Consider the following 20,528-nt stretch of genomic DNA (forward strand, 5'->3'; position numbering starts at 1 on the left):
GGTACGTGGTGGTCACCGCGCCCTCGCCGTGCCCGCCGGGTGCGGGGGCGGACGGGTGAGGTCGTCCCACCGGGGCGGTGGTGGGTTGAGCCACCCCCCACCCCCACCCCCCGTCTCCTCGATCTTGCACTTGGTGTCCGTGCATAACGTCGTATAGCGGTCATAACGGCGACCGAAAGTGCAAGATCGGCGCGGGAGTGTCGATGGGGGCGGTGGGCGGGGGAGGGGGCGTCACGCTCGGTAGGATTGCCGGCTATGAGCCTGCCGCGTCCTGTCCTCGTGGTCGACTTCGGAGCCCAGTACGCCCAGCTGATCGCGCGCCGGGTACGCGAGGCGAAGGTCTACTCCGAGATCGTCCCGCACACCATGCCCGTGGCCGAGATGCTGGCCCGCGATCCCGCCGCGATCATCCTCTCCGGCGGCCCGGCCAGCGTCTACGAGCCGGGCGCTCCGCAGGTCGACGACGGGCTGTTCACCGCGGGCGTGCCGGTCTTCGGCATCTGCTACGGGTTCCAGGCGATGGCCCGCTCCCTCGGTGGCACGGTGGCCCGCACCGGCGGCCGCGAGTACGGCGGCACCCCGCTGCGCCCCCGCCTGCTCGAACCGGGCGTACTGCTCCGTGACCTGCCGGCCGACCTGCCGGTGTGGATGAGCCACGGAGACTGCGTGACCGAGGCGCCGGAGGGCTTCACGGTGACCGCCGAGTCGGCCGGTGCGCCGGTGGCCGCGTTCGAGGATGTGACCGGCCGGCGGGCCGGCGTGCAGTTCCACCCCGAGGTGGGGCACACCGCGCACGGGCAGGAAATGTTGACCCGCTTCCTCTACGAGATCGCCGGGATCGAGCCGACCTGGACGGCCGAGAACATCATCGACGAGCAGGTGGCCCGGATCCGCGAGCAGGTCGGCGACAAGGAGGTCATCTGCGGCCTGAGCGGCGGGGTGGACTCGGCGGTCGCCGCCGCGCTCGTCCACAAGGCCGTCGGCGACCAGTTGACCTGCGTCTTCGTCGACCACGGGCTGCTGCGCGCGGGCGAGGCCGAGCAGGTGGAGAAGGACTACGTCGCGGCCACCGGCATCAAGCTGAAGGTGGTCGACGCGGCCGACCGGTTCCTCGGCGCGCTGGCCGGGGTGACCGACCCGGAGCAGAAGCGCAAGATTATCGGCCGGGAGTTCATCCGGGTCTTCGAGGCCGCCGCCCGGGAGATCGCCTCGCACGGTGACGTCGAGTTCCTGGTGCAGGGCACCCTCTACCCGGACGTGGTCGAGTCCGGCGGCGGCACCGGTACCGCCAACATCAAGAGCCACCACAACGTCGGCGGATTGCCCGAGGACCTGAAGTTCGCCCTGGTCGAGCCGCTGCGCACGCTGTTCAAGGACGAGGTCCGTACGCTCGGCCTCCAACTCGGGCTGCCCGAGGCGATGGTCTGGCGCCACCCGTTCCCCGGCCCCGGCCTGGCCATCCGGATCATCGGGGCGGTAGACCGGGAGCGGCTCGATGTGCTCCGCCGGGCCGACTTCATCGCCCGCCAGGAACTCAGCGCCGCCGGTCTCGACCGGGACGTCTGGCAGTTCCCGGTGGTGCTGCTGGCCGACGTGCGCAGCGTCGGTGTCCAGGGTGACGGGCGCAGCTACGGGCATCCCGTGGTGCTGCGCCCGGTCTCCAGCGAGGACGCGATGACCGCCGACTGGTCCCGGCTGCCCTACGACGTGATCGCCCGGATCTCCACTCGGATCACCAACGAGGTGGCCGAGGTGAACCGGGTGGTGCTGGACGTCACCAGCAAGCCCCCGGGCACCATCGAGTGGGAGTGACGCCGTACCCCGTTGGAGCGACGCCTCACGCGGGCGGCTGAGGCGCCGGTCGCGGCGCCGGCTCCGGCGTCGTCCCGGCCTCCGGCGTGATGTCCGCACGTTCCGGTCCGGCGTCTGCTCCGGCCGGGCCGGTCGCGGGCTGTGCCGGCAGGCCGTCGGGATTCGCTGGCGTGGCCCCGGGCTGAACCGACGGGCCCTCGGGCCGGATCGGCCCGGTGTCGGCAGGTGCCGACGGTTCAGGTCGTGCGGGCGGGACGTCGGGGTGCGGGGCGGGCGCGGGCGGGGTGGCTGCCGGCGGCCAGGTGGCTGGCGCCGGCGGCCCGGCGTGCGGCACCGGTCCGGTCGGCCCGGGAAACGGCCAGGCGGGGTGTGGTGTGGTGGCCGGCTGCGGCGGCGTGCCGGTGGGTCCGTGCGGCGCGCCGGGCGCCGGGTGCGGCCAGGCGGGTGCGCCGGCCGGCTCCTCGGGCATCAGGAACCACATGATCGGGTACGCGAGGGCGGCGATCCCGCCGGTCACCAGCGTGACGATGGCGAATGCCACCCGGATCAGGGTGGGGTCGACGCCGAAGTAGCGGCCGAGACCGCTGGCCACACCGGCGATCATCCGGTCGGTGGTGGGGCGGCGCAGTTGCCGGTACGGAGCGTGAGGTGTGGAAGTCATGTCTCCACGGTCCCCGTCGCGCAGCGTATCGACCTCGGTGACCGCCCGGATCCTTACCCTGAACCAGCTCTCAGGGGCGAGTCATCAGTCAGGAATCCGACTCTTTTCCGCGTCGGCAACGGGGGACGGGGAGAATTTGGCTCCGTGACCACCATGCTCGAGCCGCTGCGCAGGATCGCGGCATACGCAGTCTGTACTGATTCCGTAGACCGAGTGCTGCTGGTCCGCGCATCGGAGCGCTCCGGCACCCCCGGCACGTGGTCCCTGCCCGGCGGGGCGGTCGACCACGGCGAGGACCCGCACCACACCGTCGTCCGCGAGACCGCCGCCGAGACCGGCCTGTCGGTGGCCGTCGCCAGCCTGCACGACGTACTGGCCGACATGCGGGCACTTCCCGAGCGGGGCATCACCATCCACACCGACCGGTTGGTCTACCGGGTGTCGGTCCGGGGCGGCTTACTCACCGACCGGGTCGACCGGCCCACCGACCTGGCCCGCTGGTTCACCCGGGAGGAGGCGGCGCGGTTGCCACTTCGCTCGTTCACCGCCCGCGCTCTCGGGCTGCCCGCCTCGTCGGCGGACATCGTCCCGGACGAGCCGCCGGAGTTCCCCTCCTTCTACGCGGTACCCGGCCCGGACGGGCTGCACCGGGCGCAGCGCTTCGCCGCGTACGCCGTGGTGACCGACCCGGCAGGTCGGGTGCTGCTGACCCGGGTCTCCGACGGCTACCCGGGTGCCGGCTGCTGGCACCTGCCCGGAGGCGGCACCGACTACGGCGAGCAGCCGGGCGCGGCGCTGATCCGGGAACTGGTCGAGGAGACCGGGCAGACCGGTCGGCTCGTCGGGTTGCTCGGGGTGGCCAGTCACCGGGACGCTGCCTCGCTCGGCCCGGAGGGTTACCCGATCGACTGGCACGGAGTGCGTGCCTTCTACCGGGTGGTGGTGGACCAGCCGGCACCGCCCACCGTCGGTGACGTCGGGGGTTCCACCTGCGAGGCCCGCTGGTTCGCCCGGGAAGAACTGGGTGCTCTCCCCACCGACCGCCTCACCGAGGTCACCGCCGAAGCCGTCCAAGCCGCCCACCTAACCTGACCCCCCACCCCCCCACCTCCCTGTGCCCGCGCACCCCTACCCCCGTGCGCGCGTCGATCATGAAGTTATTGTCGGGACACGCCGATGGCGACGGCGATAACTTCATGATCGGCGCGGCGTAGGGCCTGCGTGGGGCGGCGGGCGTCGGGGCGAGGGCGGGGCGAGGGTGGGGTTGTGGAGCAGGTGCGGCGGGTGGGGGCGTACGGGGTGTTGTGGGGCGCCGAGCGGCGGGTGTTGCTGGTGCGGGGCTCCGCGTTGGCGGACTTTCCCGGGGTCTGGTCGCTGCCCGGTGGTGGGCTGGAACATGCCGAGCATCCCGCGCACGCGGTGGTCCGCGAGGTCAGCGAGGAGACCGGGCTGACCGTCGAGGTGAGCGGGCTGCGCGCGGTCGTCGCGGATGTGACGCCGTACCCGGACCTCGGAGTCGCACTGCACACCGATCGGATGCTGTTCGACGTGACGGCCGTCGGTGGACGGCTGCGTGCCGAGCGCGACGGCAGCACCGACCTGGCCCGTTGGCTGACCCTGGATGAGGCGGCCGAACTGCCGCTGCTGGCGTTCACCGCCGAAGCTGTCGGTCTGCCGGTCGTTCCGCTGCCGTCCGGTGCCCTGCGTCGTCGAGAGCCGTTCCCCCGCCCCGGGGCCGACCGCCGGCAGCGCTTCGGGGCGTACGGGGTGGTCACCGATCCGAGCGGACGGGTGTTGCTGACCCTGATCGCCGAGGGCTATCCCGGAGCGGGGCGCTGGCACCTGCCCGGTGGGGGCACCGATCACGGTGAACAACCCGTCACCGCCCTGCTGCGGGAGTTGGTCGAGGAGTCCGGCCAACTGGGCCGGGTGACCGAGCTGATCGGTGTGGACAACCTGTACAACCCGGCGGCCCTGGGCCCGGAGGGGTACCCCCTCGACTGGCACGGCATCCGGGTCGTCTACCGGGTGCAGGTTGACGTGCCGACCGAACCGGCGGTGACCGAACTGGCCGGCGGCTCCACCGCCCGTGCCGCCTGGTTCACCCCATCTGAGCTGCGGAATCTTCCGATGACTGAGATCGCCGCGACAGCCCTGGAACCGTCGCGGTAACCCACGGTGGCGATGCCGGGCCGATCTCACCGCCAAGCCGGTGCGGACGACCTCCGGTACAGTCGAGGCAGGACAGGCGTAGAAAACGGGCGATGGTGTCCCGGATGGGAATAAGACGGCGGTTCGCGCGGTTAAGGGAGATATAAGTACCGCCGGCAGCTATCGCCATTCCCCCACCCCCTGTGCGATGGTGTACTCCGCAAAACGGCTGCCGGGCCAGGAAGGTCCGGCACGAGACAGCCGGACGCCCGCCATGCGGCGGTAAGCCGATCCGGTGATGGAGGAAACGTGCCGAGAGCCCCATGGCGCCGGCGTCGTACGACTGACAGCCCGCGTCCCGCAGGGCGAAGCTGGACGGGCCCGCTGCGCCGCAGCGGCACCCTCGCCCGCCAGGTCCTGCTGGTTCGCGTCGGCCGCCGAGGTGCGGAACTGCACGGCGCGACCGACGTGTTGCCCGAGCCCCGGTATCAGGACCGCCCGCGTCGCCGGTACGGCCTCAAGCGGTTCCACCGCACCGGGATGGAGACCATCTCCCCGGTTAGCCCGCTTGTCGGCCCGGTCACGGTCAATACACCCGTCGTGCCGGCTCCGGCGCCGGGTGCGTCGACAGCGACACCTGCGCCGCTGCTGCCGGGTGAGCGGACCCCGGCACGACGGATGAAGTTCGCCCTGGTCAACGCCTGCACCCTGGCCAGCCTGCTGCTCGGCATCAACGCGATCTTCGTCGCCATGCAGGGTGAGGTGCGGCTGGCCGCGCTCCTCCTGATCGCCTGCGTCGCGTTCGACGGCCTGGACGGCGCGCTGGCCCGCAAGCTCGGGGTGTCCAGCCCGTTCGGTGCCCAGATGGACTCGCTGGCCGACATGTGCTCCTTCGGGCTCGCCGCCCCCGTGGTGGTCTACGCGTCGCTGGCCGGCTCCGCACCGACGGCCGCCGCCGCGGTGGCCGCCGCGCTCGTCGCCGCCTGCGCCGCCATCCGGCTGGCGAGGTTCAACGTCTCACCGAACGACGGACGGTTCTTCTCCGGCGTACCCACCACGATGGCGGCCGCCGTGCTCGCCCTGATGGTGGTGATCGGCATGCCGGTGCCGGGGGCGGTGCAGATCGCCGGGGTGGCCCTGCTCGCCTTCACCATGGTCAGCAGCTTCCCGTACGCCAAGCTCGCCCGCCTGGTCAAGCTGCCGCCGTGGGTCTGGCTCGCGCCGGTGATCGGCGCCCTGATCGACGTCCGGCTCACCTTCGGCCTGATCGTGGTCGGATACCTGGTCAGCGGTCCGGTGCTCTGGCTGCGCCAGCGTCGCACCATCGTCTGACCCTGACCCGCTGCTGGAAAGGGGCGTCGCGGCCAGGCCGCGACGCCCCTTTCGTAAGCACCTCAGCTGTCAACCGGCGGGCCTCACCCGACGGGTGGGACCCGGCTCGCGGCATCTCGCGGTGTCCGGGCCGGTTGAGGGCCCGGGTTACCGCAACCCGGGTGCCGCTGCACCCGGCCTCGGGTCTGGGTGTCGTTGTGCCGGGCCTCGGGCCTGGGTGCCGCTGTAGCCGGGCCGCCGCCTGCGCGGGTGCCCGGGTTCAGCGCCAGCGGGCGATCACGCTCGATCCGCCGATGACCTTGTCGCCCGGCCCGACCAGCGGCTCCGCGGCCTCGGCCGGCAGGTAGACGTCGGTACGTGAGCCGAAGCGGATCAGCCCGAACCGTTCGCCGCGGGCCAGCAACGCGCCGATCGGAGCGCGCTGCACGATCCGGCGGGCGATCAGGCCGGTCCGTTGAGCCACCACCACGGTGCCGTGGGTGGTGTCCAGCACCGTGTAGGCGGCCACGTTGTGCTCCGCGTCCGGCTTCATCGCGTTGACGAACCCGCCGTCGGCGACGAAGTAGTCGACCACCTTGCCGGCCACCGGGGAGCGGTTGACGTGCACGTCCAGCACCGACAGGAAGACTGCGATCCGCAGGAACTCGCTGTCGCCGAAGCGTTCGTCGGTCAGCCGCTGCACCGACAACACCTGCCCGTCGGCGGCGGCCACCACGGCCGAAGGGTCCTCCGGCACATCCCGCTGCGGGTCCCGGAAGAAGGCGGCCACCGGCGCGGCGGCCAGCGCGGGCAGCAGCCAGAGCTTCGACTTCGGTCGGGCCAGTCGGGTCAGCGCGGCCAGCCCGAGGGCGATGCCGGCGGCGGCGACCCCGTTGGAGTCGATGTGCATGTCGCGGCTGAGCGGCACGCTCGACGGCCGGTACGCGGGAGCGAGCTGCTCCGCCACTGCGGCGTCGGCCGGGGTGAAGCGGAGCCGGTACACGCGTACCGGCGGGTTGTTGCGCAGCACCAGGTCGTTGCCGACGCCGTACAGCGCGCCCTGCCGATCCAACTCGGCGGCTGCGCCGGCGGTCCGGGCGACGGCGGTGGCGACGCTGAGCACCGCGCCGTCGGCCAGGTACTTGGTGAGTGCCCCGATGGTGGCGCGGGCCTCGTCCGCGGTGCCGGTGAACGCCTCGGCGGCGATGACCACCACAGCGGCCTCCGCCTCGGCGAGGCTGTCCACGACCCGGACCCGCTCGGCGACCCAGCGGCCCTGGGCGGTGATGTGCTCCCGCAGCGCCGTGGCGCTGACCCGTTCGGCGGGTACCACGGTGAGGGTGTCGCCGGGCAGCATCGCTTCGATCGCCGCGGTCAGCACCGCGGACTCCGGAGCCGCGCCGACCAGTAGGGCGGCCTTCGGTTCGTTGATCCGGGCAAGCTCGGAGACGAGGGTACGGGCGGCGCGCTCGCCGAGGCGGACCGGACCGGATCGGTCGGGCGTACGCACGGCGGGAGACTGGGTCATGTCGAACGGGCTCCTGACGGGTAGAGGCGACTGACGCGATGGTCACCGCCGGCGGCGAGGTCGGCCCGGCCACGGACGACCCGCGCGCGCCGACGACCCGCGGGGGTTGCCCTGCGGCGCGGGCCGGCCAGCGCTGGCGGGAGCACACCGGCCAGCATAGGCGGCGAGCGACCGTGGCCGCACGGTCAGGCGTCGCGCCCCGGCCGTCCGGGCGGCGGCGTCTCGTCCGCCCCGCCGAACAGATCCAGCGTGCGGTCCGCCTGCGGCTCCGGGTCGACTTCCGCTGTCGAGCTGTCCAGGGCCGGCTCACCCGTCGGGGTGTCGGGACGCGCCGGGTCCGCCAGCGGATCGGCGGTGGTGTCCCCAGCGCCCGGTGCCGAGACGTCCCGGCCGGTGTCGTCAGGGGTGTCGACCGGTGCGGGCCGACCGTTGTATCGGCTGGAGCGCAGGGCGCCGATCAGACCGAGCCCGCCGACCAGGATCAGTCCACCGGCCAGGAACCAGCCGACCGGCGGCAGCACGAGACCGAGCACCTGGGCGAGCAGCCACCAGGCGGCGAGTGCGAGGAAGAGCAGTCCGAAGGCGAACGACACCAGGTCGGTGCGGTGGGTCCTCACCGGGTCACCTCCATGTGTCCGGCGTTGACGTGCAGGTTGAGGCGCAGTTTGCCGCCCCCGGCGCCGTCCGGACCCAGATCGACGACGTCGGTGGGCCGGTTGTCCACGCCCTGCATTCGTTGGCCGAGGATGTTCGCGTCGCCAGCGGTCACCCGGGTCACCGCCGTGACGTCCACGTTCGGTGGCAGCACCACGGTGGCCTCGCCGAAGTTGACGGCGACGGTGATCTCCGTCTCCTGCTGGTCGAAGTCGATCGCCCGCAGGTCGAGCACCGCGTCGCCGAAACTCTGTTCGTACCTGTTGGCGAGGTCGCGTTGACTCGTCGGTGCCCAGGTGACCGCGCCGTCCACACCACGGACCCGGTCGTAGGACTCGACGACCGTGACCACGGCCAGGGCGGCGGCGGTCACCAGCCCGAGCGCGATCAGCCAGCGGGCCCGCCCGAACCAGGTACCCACGAGCAGGCCGAGGCCGATCACCGCGAGTGCCGCGGCGAAGTAGGCCGACGCGCCGATCCCGAAGACGTCCAGCAGGTCGAGGACGCCGACCAGGCCCAACGCGACAAAGATCAACGAGAAGGTCACCGCGCCCAGGGCTGATCGTTCCCGGGGTTTGCGGGGCGGCTTCGCACTGGGCGGTGGTGGTGGCGGCGGAGCCACCTTCGGTGGACCGGCGTAGGGGCCGTGCGGGGCGAACGGGGGACGGTAGGTCGATTGGCCGACCGGTGGGCCTGACGCGGCGGCGCTCGTCGGCCACGCTGACGTCTGCATTGTTGGCTCCTCAGGCCCGCCCGGCGCCGAGGGAACGCCGGACGTCGAGCCGGGTGGGTGGAAGGCGGGCGGCGTGACGGTCGCGGTCCGGCCGAACTCCGGGTACGCCGCGGGATAGGCGGTCGGCCCGGGGTAACTGACCGGTGGCACCGGACCGGGTGGCGGAGGTGGATTCGCGGCGACACCCGCATCCGGCGTACCCGGTGCGGTCGGTACCGGCTCGGGTCGGGACTCGCGCTGCTGACGGTTCAGCAGCAGCGCGCCGCCGACCAGGATGGCCGCGCCGAGAAGTACCGCGCGGAAGGCGTCGGTGACGACGAAGCCGAAACCCACCGCGACCACCACGCCGAGGACGATCACGGTGACCGGGGACATGCTGGAACGCCCGCGGCCCAGCATGGATTCGATGGGCGAGGCGCTGTCACCCTCGCCCGGGATGATCAACCAGGCGGCGACGTAGACCAGGATGCCGACGCCGCCGAAGAAGCCCAGGACCGCCAGCAGCACCCGCCAGAGCACGGGGTCGGTGTTGGTGGCTCGGCCGACGGCAGCACAGACGCCCGCCAGGTAACGGCCCTCGCGGGGCCGGACCAGGCCGTACCGCGAGGTGAAGCCGGCGCCGCCGAAGGGAGCGCCCGGGCCACCCCCCGGCGGCGGCCCGCCCCACCACCCCGGTCCGCCGGGTCGGCCCGGTCCCCCTGGTGCGCCTGGCCCCCCTGGTCCGCCCGGCCCCCCCGGCCCGGCGGACGGTGGCGCGGTGGTGGTGTCCCATGCCGTCTCGCCGGTGGGCGGTGGCGCGGTGGCGACGGGTGGCGGTGTGTCGTCCCACGCCGTCCCGCCGGTCGGCGCCCGTCCGGCGGCCGGTGCGGCCGGGCCGTCCGTGGCGGCACCGGGGGATGCGGGTACGGCCGGCCCGGTGGCCGCCGGAGGCGTCGGCTCCGGTTCGGTCGGCCCCGGCCGGTGCGGCTGGGCAGCGTCGTCGGTCATGCCTCGATCCTGCTGCGCCCGACGCCTGAGCGTCCTCCGGAGACGACCCTGACCCCACCCTGAGATCCGGCCCGCCCGAATGTCGGGGGCGTCCCCGTGGTCGGACCACCACGCCGCGTGTGACGATCGAACCGGCGCCGGGAACCCTCGCCACTCCTCCGGCCCGACCATCCTGACCAGGGAGCCCGCGATCAGCAGCATCAGTCAACCACCCCGCCTCTACCGCGCTCCGGAGCACCGGATGGCCGCCGGGGTGGCCGCCGGCATCGCCGAGCATCTCGGCGTCCCGGTGGTTCGGGTCCGGATCGCCTTCATGGTGCTGCTGGGGCTGAGCGGGTTGGGTCTGCTGCTCTATGCGGCCTTCTGGGCGGTCGTGCCGCTGCGACCCGGTGACAACGCCGTGCCGGCGCGCCGCGATGTCGGCCAGCTGCTGCCCTTCGTGGCCATCGGGCTCGGCGTACTGCTGATCCAGGTGATGGTCTTCGACTCGGTCGGCGCGGCCGGCACGGCGGGCTGGTTGGTCGCCATCATCGCGGTCGGCGCCGGCGTGATCTGGCACCAGTCCGCGCCCGAGCGGCGACGGCAGTGGGGCGATTCGATGCCCGTGCCCTGGCTCGGCGCGGTGATAGAGGAGAGCGACCGGCGGGCTTTCGTGCTGCGCTTCGTCGGGGGTGGGGTGCTGGTCGCGGTCGGCATCATCGGTGTGGCCGCGGTCTACTCACCGGCACAGAACCTCGACGCCGTGATCAACGGAGTGATCTTCGCGCTGGTCGGGCTGGCCGGGGTTGGAGTGGTGGCCGCGCCGGTGCTCTGGCGTACCTGGAACCAGCTCCGCTCGGAGCGCGAGGGCCGCATCCGCGAGCAGGAACGGGCCGAGCTGGCGGCCATGGTGCACGACCAGGTGCTGCACACCCTCGCGTTGATCCAGCGCAACGCCAGCGACGTCAAGACGGTGCAGCGGCTCGCCCGGGGCCAGGAGCGCTCGCTGCGCAACTGGCTCTACAAGCCCACCGCGTCACCCACCGAGCGCCTCGCCGCCGCGCTGGAACAGGCCGCGGCCGAGGTGGAGGACACCTTCGCGATGACGGTGGAGGCGGTGGTGGTGGGCGACCGGGAGACCGACGAGCGGGTCGGTGCGCTGGTGGCCGCGGCGCGCGAGGCGCTGGTGAACGCTGCTCGGCACGCCGGGGTGCAGACCGTCTCGCTCTACGCCGAGGTCGAGCCCGAGCAGGTGAGTGTCTTCGTACGGGATCGGGGTGTCGGGTTCGACCCGGATACCGTGGAGGACCATCGGCATGGTGTCCGAGGTTCGATCGTCGGGCGAATGAAACGGCACGGTGGCCGGGCGGAGATCCGCTCCCGGCCTGGAGAGGGGACCGAGGTCCGGTTGATCCTGCCGATCTCCCGGGAGTCGGCCACTGCGGAGAGGGACAGATGATGGCCGAGCAGTCGACACCACCGGTCGAACCGGAGAGCACCGCGCCCGGACGGCTGCGGGTGTTCCTGGTCGACGACCACGCCATGTTCCGAGCGGGGGTACGCGCCGAACTCGGTGCGCACGTCGAGGTGGTGGGCGAGGCGAGCACGGTGGCCGAGGCGGTCAGCCGGATCGCGGCCACCGGGCCGGACGTGGTCCTGCTCGACGTGCACATGCCCGACGGTGGTGGCCGGGCGGTGCTGGAGGCGATGCGGCGTAGCCATCCCGAGGTCCGGTTCCTGGCGCTCAGCGTCTCCGACGCCGCCGAGGACGTGATCGGGCTGATCCGGGCGGGTGCGCGTGGTTACGTCACCAAGACCATCTCGCCGGACGAGTTGGCCGCGGCGATCCGGCGGGTGGCCGACGGCGACGCGGTGTTCAGCCCGCGCCTGGCCGGTTTCGTGCTGGACGCCTTCGCGGCCCGTCCGGACGCCCCGGTCGCCGATCCGGAGCTGGACCAGCTGACCAACCGGGAACGCGAGGTGCTGCGGCTGCTCGCCCGGGGGTACGCGTACAAGGAGATCGCCCGGGAGCTGTACATCTCGATCAAGACAGTCGAGACTCACGTCTCCAACGTGCTGCGCAAGCTCCAGATGTCCAACCGGTACGAGCTGTCCCGCTGGGCGGCGGACCGGCGCTTGGTATAACCGACCTTTCTGGCATAAGCGGCTATTCCGGCTCCTCGGCGTGACATGTGATCAAGTTGCGGTCGATAATTCCCCTCGCCTTTCCCGCGTGCGGATGCCGCTCATCCCGCGGGAACGGCGACTCCGGCCGCCCGCGCGTACGCGGGTCACTCCCTGCCCGAGAGGTGCACGAAACTCATGATCGGACAACGAGGACGGCGCTGGGCGCGGATCGCGCTCGCTGCCGTCACCGGTGGCGCGCTGGCGCTCGGTGCCGCCGCCCCTGCCGCTGCCGAGGACCCGGCCACCGGCGTGGCGAAGTCGGTGCCCGGCAGCAGCGTCAAGTTGCTGCTCGACGGCAAGGTCAAGCAGACCTCGGCGCTGGCTATCAAGATCGACGGCAAGCAGCTTCCGGCCTTCTGCATCGACTACCACACCCGGGTCGCGCTCGACGGGAAGTATCAGGAGGGCACCTGGGACGAGTCCCAGGTGAAGAACCTCGCGAAGGTTCAGTGGGTGCTGACCCACGGGTACCCCAACGCCGACCCTGCCGCGTTGCTGGCCGCCGCCGGCGCCACCGTGCCTGCCGGCACGAACGAGAAGGCACGCAGCAACCTGCTCTACTTCGGCACCCAGACCGCCGTCTGGCACTTCAGCGACGGCATCGAGCTGGGCGACTGGGTCGCTGGACGTGGCCTGATCGGCAAGGCGAAGTACGACGTGATCAAGAAGGTCCACGACTACCTGGTCGCGAACGCCACCGACCAGCCCGAGCCGAAGGCTGAGCTGAGCATCGATCCGACCACGGCCACCGCGGCGGTCGGCGAGAAGGCCGGACCCTTCACCGTGAAGGGCCCGGCGGGCGAGATCACGCTGGCGGTCACCGGCGGTTCGGCCGTCGACGCCGAGGGCACGCCGCTGACCACGACCAGCAACGAGGGCCAGTTCTGGCTCACCGCCGAGGGTGCGGGCGAGGTCACCGTGACCGCGTCCGCCGCCGACTCGGTCTCCTTCGGCCGGGTGTTCCTCTACACCGGGCCCAAGGCGGCGCAGAAGCTGATCCTGGGCGGCAGCACCGGTGCCACGGTGACCGCCAACGCGTCCGCGACCTTCACCGAGGCGCCGTCGCCGACGCCGACCAGCCCTCAGCCCGAGCCGACGACGCCGGAGCCGACCCCGTCCACCCCGACGGAGTCGCCGGAGCCCTCGCCGAGCACCCCCGAGGAGTCGCCGGCGAGCCCCGCCCCTTCCACCTCGCCGGCCTCGAACGACGGTGGTCTGCCGCTGACCGGTGCGCCGATCGTCACCGCGATCGCCGCCGGGCTGGTGCTCCTGGTCGCGGGCGCGGTCACCGTCCTGGTGCTGCGTCGTCGCAGGATCCACTTCACGGCCTGATCACCACGCCGCGACACCCCGTCCGGCCCCGGATCCCGCAGCACGCGGATCCGGGGCCGGACCGTCTTCGGGGGCAGGAGTCCTTCGCCCGACCAGAACGGTCGACCGCTGGTCTGGAATCAGACTCATACTTTCGGATAGGATTGCGAAAGGAGTGGCGGGATTCACGTCGACACTCCGGTGGGTTCGCGGAGTCGTCGCCTCCGCGTCATCCGATGGCCGGCCGAGCGTGGAAATGTGGTTGACGAGCAGCTCATACCATGCCTCCGGGGCGTCGGAGCGGCGCCTGCGGGTCGATGTCGGCACCGTCCCGGGCGGGTATCGGGTTGATAACACGCCTTCCCGCCTGGGCGCATTGAGTGTCACAGTTGCAGGCACCTCACAACCCCCTCGTGAGCCGAGCGCCCTGAGGAGGCACTCCCATGCGCGGGAAATTCCTGAAGGTGGCGGTCGCGGCGACCGCCACCGCCATGTTGGCTACCGCTTGTAGTAGCGGTGGCGACGACAACGAGCCAGCCGGCGAGTCCGGCGGCACCCTGCGGGTGTACAACGCCGAGCCGGCGTTCCTGACCCCGTCCGGTGGCGACGACGAGCCGTCGCTGTACGTGATCCGTCAGCTGTACCGCGGTCTGGTCAAGTACAACGCCGAGACCTCGGCCGTCGAGATGGACCTGGCCGAGTCGGTCGAGTCGGACGACCAGAAGCTCTGGACGATCAAGCTCAAGAGCGGCTACACCTTCGACAACGGTGAGCCGGTCAACGCCGACGCGTTCCTCCGGTCGTGGAACTACGCCGCTTACGGGCCGAACGCCCAGAACAACGGCTACTTCATGAAGCGGATCGCCGGTAAGGCGGACGTGGCACCGGCGGACCCGGACGGCGAGGGCCCGAAGAAGGCTCCGGAGCCGACCTCCGAGACCATGTCGGGTCTCAAGAAGGTCGACGACCTGACCTTCACCGTCGAGCTGGACGCACCGTTCTCCGGTTTCCCGACCACGATCGGCTACCCGGGCTTCTTCCCGATGGCCCAGGCCTGCGTCGACGACATCGCGAAGTGCAACGAGACGCCGATCGGTAACGGCCCGTACAAGATCGATGGCAGCTGGCAGCACAACGTTGCCATCAACCTGGTCCGCAGCGACAGCTGGAAGGGCGAGCCGGGCAAGCCGGACCGCATCGAGTACCGGATCTTCGCCGACATCGACGCCGGCTACGCCGCCTTCCAGGCGGGCGAGCTGGACGTGCTCTACACCCTGCCCCCGGCCCGCTACAAGGAGGCCCAGGCGCAGTACGGCGACCGGATGTACGAGCAGCCGGGTGACAGCTTCACCTACGTCGGTATGCCGCTGTACCAGGACGCCTTCAAGGACAAGCGGATCCGCCAGGCGCTGTCGCTGTCGATCGACCGCCAGTCGATCATCGACGCCGTCTTCGACGGTCGGTTCACCCCGGCCAGCGGCTACGTGGCCCCGACCTTCGAGGGTGCTCGCGAGGGCGTCTGCAAGTACTGCACCAAGGACGTCGAGAAGGCCAAGCAGCTGCTCGCCGAGGCCGGCGGCTGGCCGGCCGGTGAGAAGCTGATCCTGTGGGCCAACGCCGGTGCCGGCCACGACCTGTGGCTGCAGGCGGTCGGTGACCAGATCAAGGAGGCCCTGGGCATCGACTACGAGCTCAAGGTCAACCTGCAGTTCGCCGAGTACCTCGAGACTGCGGACCAGAAGAAGTTCACCGGTGGGTTCCGCCTCGGCTGGGGTCCGGACTACCCGTTCATGGAGACCTTCCTCTACCCGCTGTACGGCACCGGTGCCGGCAGCAACAACTCGGGCTACTCGAACGAGGCCTTCGACAACCTGATGAAGCAGGGTGACTCGGCCGAGTCGATCCAGGCCGCCATCCCGGCGTACCAGCAGGCGGAGGACATCCTCGGCGAGGACCTGCCGGTCATCCCGATGTGGTGGAACAAGGTTGGCGCGGTCTACAGCGAGAACGTCGACCAGTTCGTCTGGAACGCCGTCTCGGATGCCGACTACGGTGCGATTTCGCTGAAGCAGAACTGAGCTTCAGACTCCTGATCCTGCCGTAATACGACGTGGCGGCAACGGTGACCCCACCAGGGTGATCGTTGCCGCCACGTCAGCGCCGAGAGGAGACCCCGTCATGGGGCGCTACGTCATTCGACGGTTGCTCCAGTTCATCCCCACCGTGCTGGGCACCATGTTCCTACTGCACTACATGACCTCGCTGGCGATCCAGTTCAGCGGGAACCCGGTCCGGGCGCTGTTCGGGGACCGGACGCCGGATCCCGCGCTGCTTGCGGCGATCACCGAGCGGCTCGGCTACGCCGACCCCTGTCTGGACCAGCGGGGCAACCCCTGTTTCGGGCTCTTCCTGGACCGCCTGCAGAACATCTTCTTCCACTTCGACTTCGGCATCAACCTGCGCCAGCGGGAGGTCACCGAACTGGTCGCCGATGCCATCCCGTTCACCCTGAAGCTGCTGGTGATCGCGATCGTGTTCGAGGCGGTCGTCGGCATCGCGGCGGGTGTGCTGGCCGGTCTGCGAGGCGGCAGCTTCACCGACTACATGGTGAAGATCAGCACGGTCTTCGTCATCTCGGTGCCGATCTTCGTGCTGGGCCTGGTGGTCCGGGAGTTCGTCGGGGTCAAGTTCGGCAACGTGCTGCGGGGCCAGGACTGGATTCCCGACCTGATCTCCGTCGGCGTCTTCACGCCTGGATTCAAGCCCGACTATCCGTTCGCCAGCCTGATCATTCCCGGCATGGTGCTCGGCGCGGTCTCGCTCGCCACCACCGCCCGGCTCACCCGGACCAGCATCATGGAGAACATCCGGGCGGACTACGTCCGTACCGCCAAGGCCAAGGGTCTTACCAACAAGCGCGTCATCGGCGTGCACACGCTCCGCAACTCGCTGATCCCCGTGATCACCTTCCTCGGCGTCGACATCGGCGCCGCGATGGCCGGCGCGGTCGTCACCGAGACCATCTTCAACGTGCCGGGCATCGGCCGACTGGTGACGATGTCGGCGCGTACCGGTGAGTCCTCGGTGGTGGTCGGGGTGGTGACCATGCTGGTGTTGGTCGTCCTGGTCGCCAACCTGCTGGTCGACCTGCTCTACGCCGTGCTCGACCCGAGGATCCGCTATGAGTGACCGAATCACAGTGGCGGACGCCGTTTTCCGACCGTTTCTGATGGCCGGGTGGAGCGAAACGAGGTGTGGACATGAGTGACCTGACGAGCGCGGGCGCCGCCGTCGGCGGTGCGCCGGTGGCCGGTGACGGCCCCACGACTGACGCGCCGGGCGGCAAGGAGCGCAGCGCGAGCCTGTGGGCGGACGCCCGGCGGCAGCTGCTGCGCGACCCGGTCTTTGTGATCGCCCTTCTCTACATCCTCGCGGTCGGTTCGATGGCGGCCTTCCCGAAGCTCTGGACCAGCCAGGACCCGCGGGCGTGCAGCACCGACCGGTCCCGGGTCTCGCCGAGCTGGGAGCACCCCTTCGGCTTCGACGTGCTGGGCTGTGACTACTACGCGCACGCGATCTACGGCGCCCGCCCGTCGATGGTGATCGCGGTGATGGCGACAAGCGGCATCGTGCTGTTCGGCGGGGTGCTCGGCCTGCTCGCCGGCTACTACGGCGGCTGGGTCGACGCGGTCATCTCCCGGGTGATGGACATCTTCTTCTCGCTGCCGTTCCTGCTCGGCGCGATCGTGTTCCTCACCGTGATCAAGCGGCAGAACATCTGGACCATCACCGCGGTGCTGTTCCTGCTGGCCTGGCCGACCATCGCCCGGATCATCCGGGGCAGCGTCATCTCCTCGAAGGACCTGGACTACGTGCACGCCGCGAAGGCGGTCGGCGCCCGCAACTCCCGGTTGATGTTCCGGCACATCCTGCCGAACGCGATCGCCCCGATGCTTGTGTACGCCACCATCGTGCTCGGTTCGTTCGTCGCCGCCGAGGCCACGCTTACCTTCCTCGGTGTCGGGCTCCAGCAGCCCGCGCAGTCCTGGGGGATCATGATCAGCACTCACCAGGTCTACTTCCTGGACGACCCGTGGCTGCTGCTCTTCCCCTGCGGTCTGTTGGTCGGCACGGTGCTGTCCTTCATCCTGATGGGTGACGCCCTGCGTGACGCCCTCGACCCGAAGTTCCGGTGAGTCCGATGAGCGAGTCTCAGCGAGCGAATCATCAGCCAAGGGCGACGGTGCCTCACGAGGGCACGGAGCGAGCGGAGTGCCGGCATGAGCACTGATGTGAACGTCAAGATGGAGGCGCTGGCGGGTGTCGACCCGGACGCGCTGCCGCTGCAGGTCAAGGACCTGCACGTGGAGTTCCGTACCCGCAACGGCATCGCCCGCGCCGTCAACGGCGTGAGCTTCGACCTGCGGGCGGGCGAGACCCGGGCGATCCTCGGTGAGTCCGGCTGCGGCAAGAGCGTGACCGCTCAGGCGATCATGGGCATCCTGGACACCCCGCCCGGCTTCATCACCGGCGGCGAGATCCTCTACCGGGGGGTCGACCTGCTCAAGCTGCCGGAGTCCGAGCGCCGCAAGGTGCGCGCGAACCGGATCGCGATGATCTTCCAGGACGCGCTCTCCGCGTTGAACCCGGTCTTCACCGTCGGGTTCCAGCTCGCCGAGCTGTTCCGCAAGCACCGGGGCATGTCCCGCCAGGACGCCAAGGCTCGTGCCGTCGAGCTGCTGGACCTGGTGAAGATCCCGGCGGCGAAGCAGCGGGTGAACGACTACCCACACCAGTTCTCGGGTGGTATGCGGCAGCGCGTCATGATCGCCATGGCGTTGGCGCTCGATCCCGAGGTGCTGATCGCGGACGAGCCGACCACCGCGCTGGACGTGACCGTGCAGGCGCAGATCATGGCGCTGCTCGCCGAGTTGCAGCGGGAACGGAACATGGGCCTCGTGCTGATCACCCACGACATGGGTGTGGTGGCCGACGTGGCGGACCAGATCTCGGTCATGTACGCCGGCCGGGTCATCGAGGAAGCCGGCGTGAACGACATCTACGCCAGCCCCGCCCACCCGTACACAAAGGGTCTGCTGGAGTCGATCCCGCGCCTGGACCTCAAGGGTCACGAGCTCAGCGCCATCAAGGGCCTGCCGCCGATGCTGACGAACATCCCACCGGGCTGCGCCTTCAACCCCCGGTGCCGGTACGCGCAGGAGGTCTGCCGGCAGGACCCGGCGCCACCGCTGTACCAGGTGTCGCCGAGCCGGACGGCCGCCTGCCACTTCTGGAAGGAGGTCAAGGGCGATGAGTGACGTGGTGCTGGAAACCCGCGACCTGGTCAAGCACTTCCCGCTGACCCGGGGCATCGTCTTCAAGAAGCAGTACGGAGCGGTTCAGGCGGTCGACGGGGTCAACCTGCAGCTGCGGCGCGGCGAGACGCTCGGCATCGTGGGCGAGTCCGGCTGCGGCAAGTCGACGCTGGCCCGGATGCTTGTGGGGTTGGAGACGCCGACCTCCGGTGACCTGTTCGTGCAGGGCAAGAACATGTCAAAGGTCAGCGCCGAGGAGCGACGTCGGGGCCGGCGCAACATCCAGTTGGTGATGCAGGACCCATACACCTCGCTGAACCCGCGGATGACCGTCGGTGACATCGTCGGGGAGCCGTTCGAGGTGCACCCGGACGTTCTGCCGAAGGGCAAGCGGCGGGCCAAGGTGCAGGAACTGCTCGATCTGGTGGGTCTCAACCCGGACCACATCACCCGGTACCCGCACCAGTTCTCCGGCGGCCAGCGGCAGCGCATCGGCATCGCCCGGGCGCTGGCGCTCAACCCGGAGATCATCCTGTGTGACGAGCCGGTCTCCGCGCTGGACGTCTCCATCCAGGCCCAGGTGATCAACCTGCTGGAGAAGCTCCAGCAGGAGCTCGGGCTGTCGTACATCTTCATCGCCCACGACCTGTCGGTGGTCCGGCACATCGCCGACCGGGTCGCGGTCATGTACCTCGGCAAGATCATCGAGATCGGCACCGAGGACGAGATCTACGACAAGCCGACCCACCCGTACACGCAGGCGCTGCTGTCCGCGGTGCCGGTGCCGGACCCGAAGCTGCGCGGGCATCGGGACCAGATCGTGCTGACCGGTGACGTGCCGTCGCCGGCCAACCCGCCCTCGGGCTGCCGGTTCCGTACCCGGTGCTGGAAGGCCCAGGACATCTGCGCCGAGCAGCAGCCGGCGCTGGAGGTCCGCGACAAGTCGGGCCACCCGAGCGCCTGCCACTTCGCTGAGGTGCGCGACGTGGTACACGCGACGGAGTAGCCCCACAGACGCCGCCGCTCCGTCCATCCGTACCGGAAGCAGCGGTGAAGGTAGTGCCTCCTCAGTGATTCGGGGCGTCGGCCGTCACCAGCAGCCGGCGCCCCGGTCCACACCCACCCACCCCACCCGACTCCCCTCACCCCCGCCGGCCCAGCCCCTCGGGTTGATCAAGAAGTTTTCGCCGGGAACAGCGCGATTCCAGACGCAAACTTCTTGATCAACAGGGCGGGACGCAGGTGTGGATGCGTTGGGGAGGGGGTGAGTGTCAGAGGGGGCCGCGGCCGGCGCGGAGCAGCAGCAGGGCGAGTTGGGTGCCGTCCGCGCCCAGGGCCGACCGGAACCGCTCCAGGATCTCCTGCTCGCGGGAGAGGACGAGTCGGGTGCCGCCGGAAGCCATCCGCGTCGCGCCGACCTCCTGGGAGAGCGCGGCCCGCTCCTGCCACAACTCGATCAGCGCACGGTCGATCTCGTCGATCCGTACCCGGATCTCGGCGATTCGGCTGGCGGCGTCCGGCTCAGCGGTGCCGGTGGCCGGGTTGCCCCCCTCGGGCCCGGTGGGACCGGCGCCGTTCGAGATCGTGCCGGACCCGGTCGCGCCGCCGTTCTGCTCCATCACGTCTGCCATCTTCAGGTACCCCTCGCGATGTGGTGCCCGTTGCCCGGATTCCGGGACGCGAAAAGCCCCGGGCTCCGAGAGCCCGGGGCTTTTCGTAGGTCTGATCGATCAGGCGCGACCTACGGCTGCCGGACTCCCGGAGCCGTAGTAAAAGTAGAAGCGCTTGTCGAACACGCTGCCGAGTATGCCGCCGGACGGGGCCGGCGCGCAAGGAAAGGCCGGAGAAGGCTGTCATCCGCTCACCTGTCGGGAAGAACCCCTCCCGCTGGTGCTGCCG

15 protein-coding genes and 2 pseudogenes are annotated in these 20,528 nt (G+C 70.6%); 12 read left to right on the forward strand and 5 right to left on the reverse strand.

All coding sequences use genetic code 11. The annotated features are described in order from the left end of the window. Positions 1–255 precede the first annotated feature (255 nt). Positions 256–1,812 carry a glutamine-hydrolyzing GMP synthase gene (guaA, locus tag AB0J93_RS16325; protein ID WP_363922559.1) on the forward strand — a complete coding sequence of 519 codons (1,557 nt, stop codon included), beginning with the start codon at positions 256–258 and terminating at the stop codon, positions 1,810–1,812. 319 nt (positions 1,813–2,131) lie between these two features. Here guaA and AB0J93_RS16330 read toward each other — a convergent pair. Beyond that, a pseudogene (locus tag AB0J93_RS16330) lies at positions 2,132–2,473 on the reverse strand (PspC domain-containing protein); the annotation flags it as partial. 144 nt (positions 2,474–2,617) lie between these two features. Here AB0J93_RS16330 and AB0J93_RS16335 point away from each other — a divergent pair. The 3 genes from AB0J93_RS16335 (at position 2,618) to AB0J93_RS16345 (ending at position 5,956) form a co-directional block, all read left to right on the forward strand. After that, complete coding sequence (locus tag AB0J93_RS16335) at positions 2,618–3,565, forward strand: NUDIX hydrolase (RefSeq protein WP_363922561.1); 948 nt, start codon at positions 2,618–2,620, stop codon at positions 3,563–3,565. 174 nt (positions 3,566–3,739) lie between these two features. Further along, positions 3,740–4,645 (forward strand): NUDIX domain-containing protein, encoded by a 906-nt coding sequence (locus AB0J93_RS16340; protein WP_363922563.1) that lies wholly within the window; start codon positions 3,740–3,742, stop codon positions 4,643–4,645. A 363-nt stretch (positions 4,646–5,008) separates the two neighbouring features. After that, complete coding sequence (locus AB0J93_RS16345; protein ID WP_363922967.1) at positions 5,009–5,956, forward strand: CDP-alcohol phosphatidyltransferase family protein; 948 nt, start codon at positions 5,009–5,011, stop codon at positions 5,954–5,956. A gap of 259 nt (positions 5,957–6,215) precedes the next feature. Here AB0J93_RS16345 and AB0J93_RS16350 read toward each other — a convergent pair whose 3' ends face one another. The 3 genes and pseudogenes from AB0J93_RS16350 to AB0J93_RS16360 form a co-directional block, all read right to left on the reverse strand. Next, a complete protein-coding gene (locus tag AB0J93_RS16350) occupies positions 6,216–7,463 on the reverse strand; it encodes a phosphatidylserine decarboxylase (RefSeq protein WP_363922565.1) in 1,248 nt (415 codons plus the stop codon). A 434-nt stretch (positions 7,464–7,897) separates the two neighbouring features. Next, positions 7,898–8,080, reverse strand: a pseudogene (locus AB0J93_RS16355) (hypothetical protein); the annotation flags it as partial. Continuing rightward, the gene (locus AB0J93_RS16360; protein WP_363922567.1) at positions 8,077–9,837 is read right to left on the reverse strand and encodes a PspC domain-containing protein; all 1,761 of its coding nucleotides are present in this window, start codon (positions 9,835–9,837) and stop codon (positions 8,077–8,079) included. The gene AB0J93_RS16360 and the pseudogene AB0J93_RS16355, both read right to left, overlap by 4 nt. Before the next feature lie 172 nt (positions 9,838–10,009). Here AB0J93_RS16360 and AB0J93_RS16365 point away from each other — a divergent pair, with 172 nt between their 5' ends. From AB0J93_RS16365 to AB0J93_RS16400, 8 genes are all read left to right on the forward strand, one after another. Beyond that, on the forward strand, positions 10,010–11,275 hold the full coding sequence (locus AB0J93_RS16365) for a PspC domain-containing protein (RefSeq protein ID WP_363922969.1): 1,266 nt from the start codon (positions 10,010–10,012) through the stop codon (positions 11,273–11,275). After that, positions 11,275–11,961, forward strand: a complete 687-nt coding sequence (locus AB0J93_RS16370) for a response regulator transcription factor (protein WP_363922971.1) — start codon at positions 11,275–11,277, stop codon at positions 11,959–11,961. Before AB0J93_RS16365 ends, AB0J93_RS16370 begins: the two co-directional genes overlap by 1 nt. 177 nt (positions 11,962–12,138) lie before the next feature. Beyond that, complete coding sequence (locus AB0J93_RS16375; RefSeq protein WP_363922569.1) at positions 12,139–13,335, forward strand: thioester domain-containing protein; 1,197 nt, start codon at positions 12,139–12,141, stop codon at positions 13,333–13,335. A 422-nt stretch (positions 13,336–13,757) separates the two neighbouring features. Next, positions 13,758–15,392 carry an ABC transporter substrate-binding protein gene (locus AB0J93_RS16380; protein WP_363922571.1) on the forward strand — a complete coding sequence of 545 codons (1,635 nt, stop codon included), beginning with the start codon at positions 13,758–13,760 and terminating at the stop codon, positions 15,390–15,392. A gap of 100 nt (positions 15,393–15,492) precedes the next feature. Further along, positions 15,493–16,503, forward strand: a complete 1,011-nt coding sequence (locus AB0J93_RS16385) for an ABC transporter permease (protein ID WP_363922573.1) — start codon at positions 15,493–15,495, stop codon at positions 16,501–16,503. Positions 16,504–16,574: 71 nt separating this feature from the next. Beyond that, complete coding sequence (locus AB0J93_RS16390) at positions 16,575–17,510, forward strand: ABC transporter permease (RefSeq protein WP_363922575.1); 936 nt, start codon at positions 16,575–16,577, stop codon at positions 17,508–17,510. A gap of 84 nt (positions 17,511–17,594) precedes the next feature. Continuing rightward, the gene (locus AB0J93_RS16395) at positions 17,595–18,632 is read left to right on the forward strand and encodes an ABC transporter ATP-binding protein (RefSeq protein WP_363922577.1); all 1,038 of its coding nucleotides are present in this window, start codon (positions 17,595–17,597) and stop codon (positions 18,630–18,632) included. Continuing rightward, complete coding sequence (locus AB0J93_RS16400) at positions 18,625–19,635, forward strand: dipeptide ABC transporter ATP-binding protein (protein ID WP_363922579.1); 1,011 nt, start codon at positions 18,625–18,627, stop codon at positions 19,633–19,635. The genes AB0J93_RS16395 and AB0J93_RS16400 overlap by 8 nt, the downstream gene beginning before the upstream one ends. A 265-nt stretch (positions 19,636–19,900) precedes the next feature. Here AB0J93_RS16400 and AB0J93_RS16405 read toward each other — a convergent pair whose 3' ends face one another. Continuing rightward, entirely contained in the window at positions 19,901–20,260 is a 360-nt protein-coding gene (locus AB0J93_RS16405; RefSeq protein ID WP_363922581.1) for a chorismate mutase, read from the reverse strand. Positions 20,261–20,528 lie beyond the last annotated feature (268 nt).

The organism is Micromonospora sp. NPDC049374 (genome assembly GCF_040677165.1).
In the GTDB taxonomy this organism is placed as follows: domain Bacteria; phylum Actinomycetota; class Actinomycetes; order Mycobacteriales; family Micromonosporaceae; genus Micromonospora.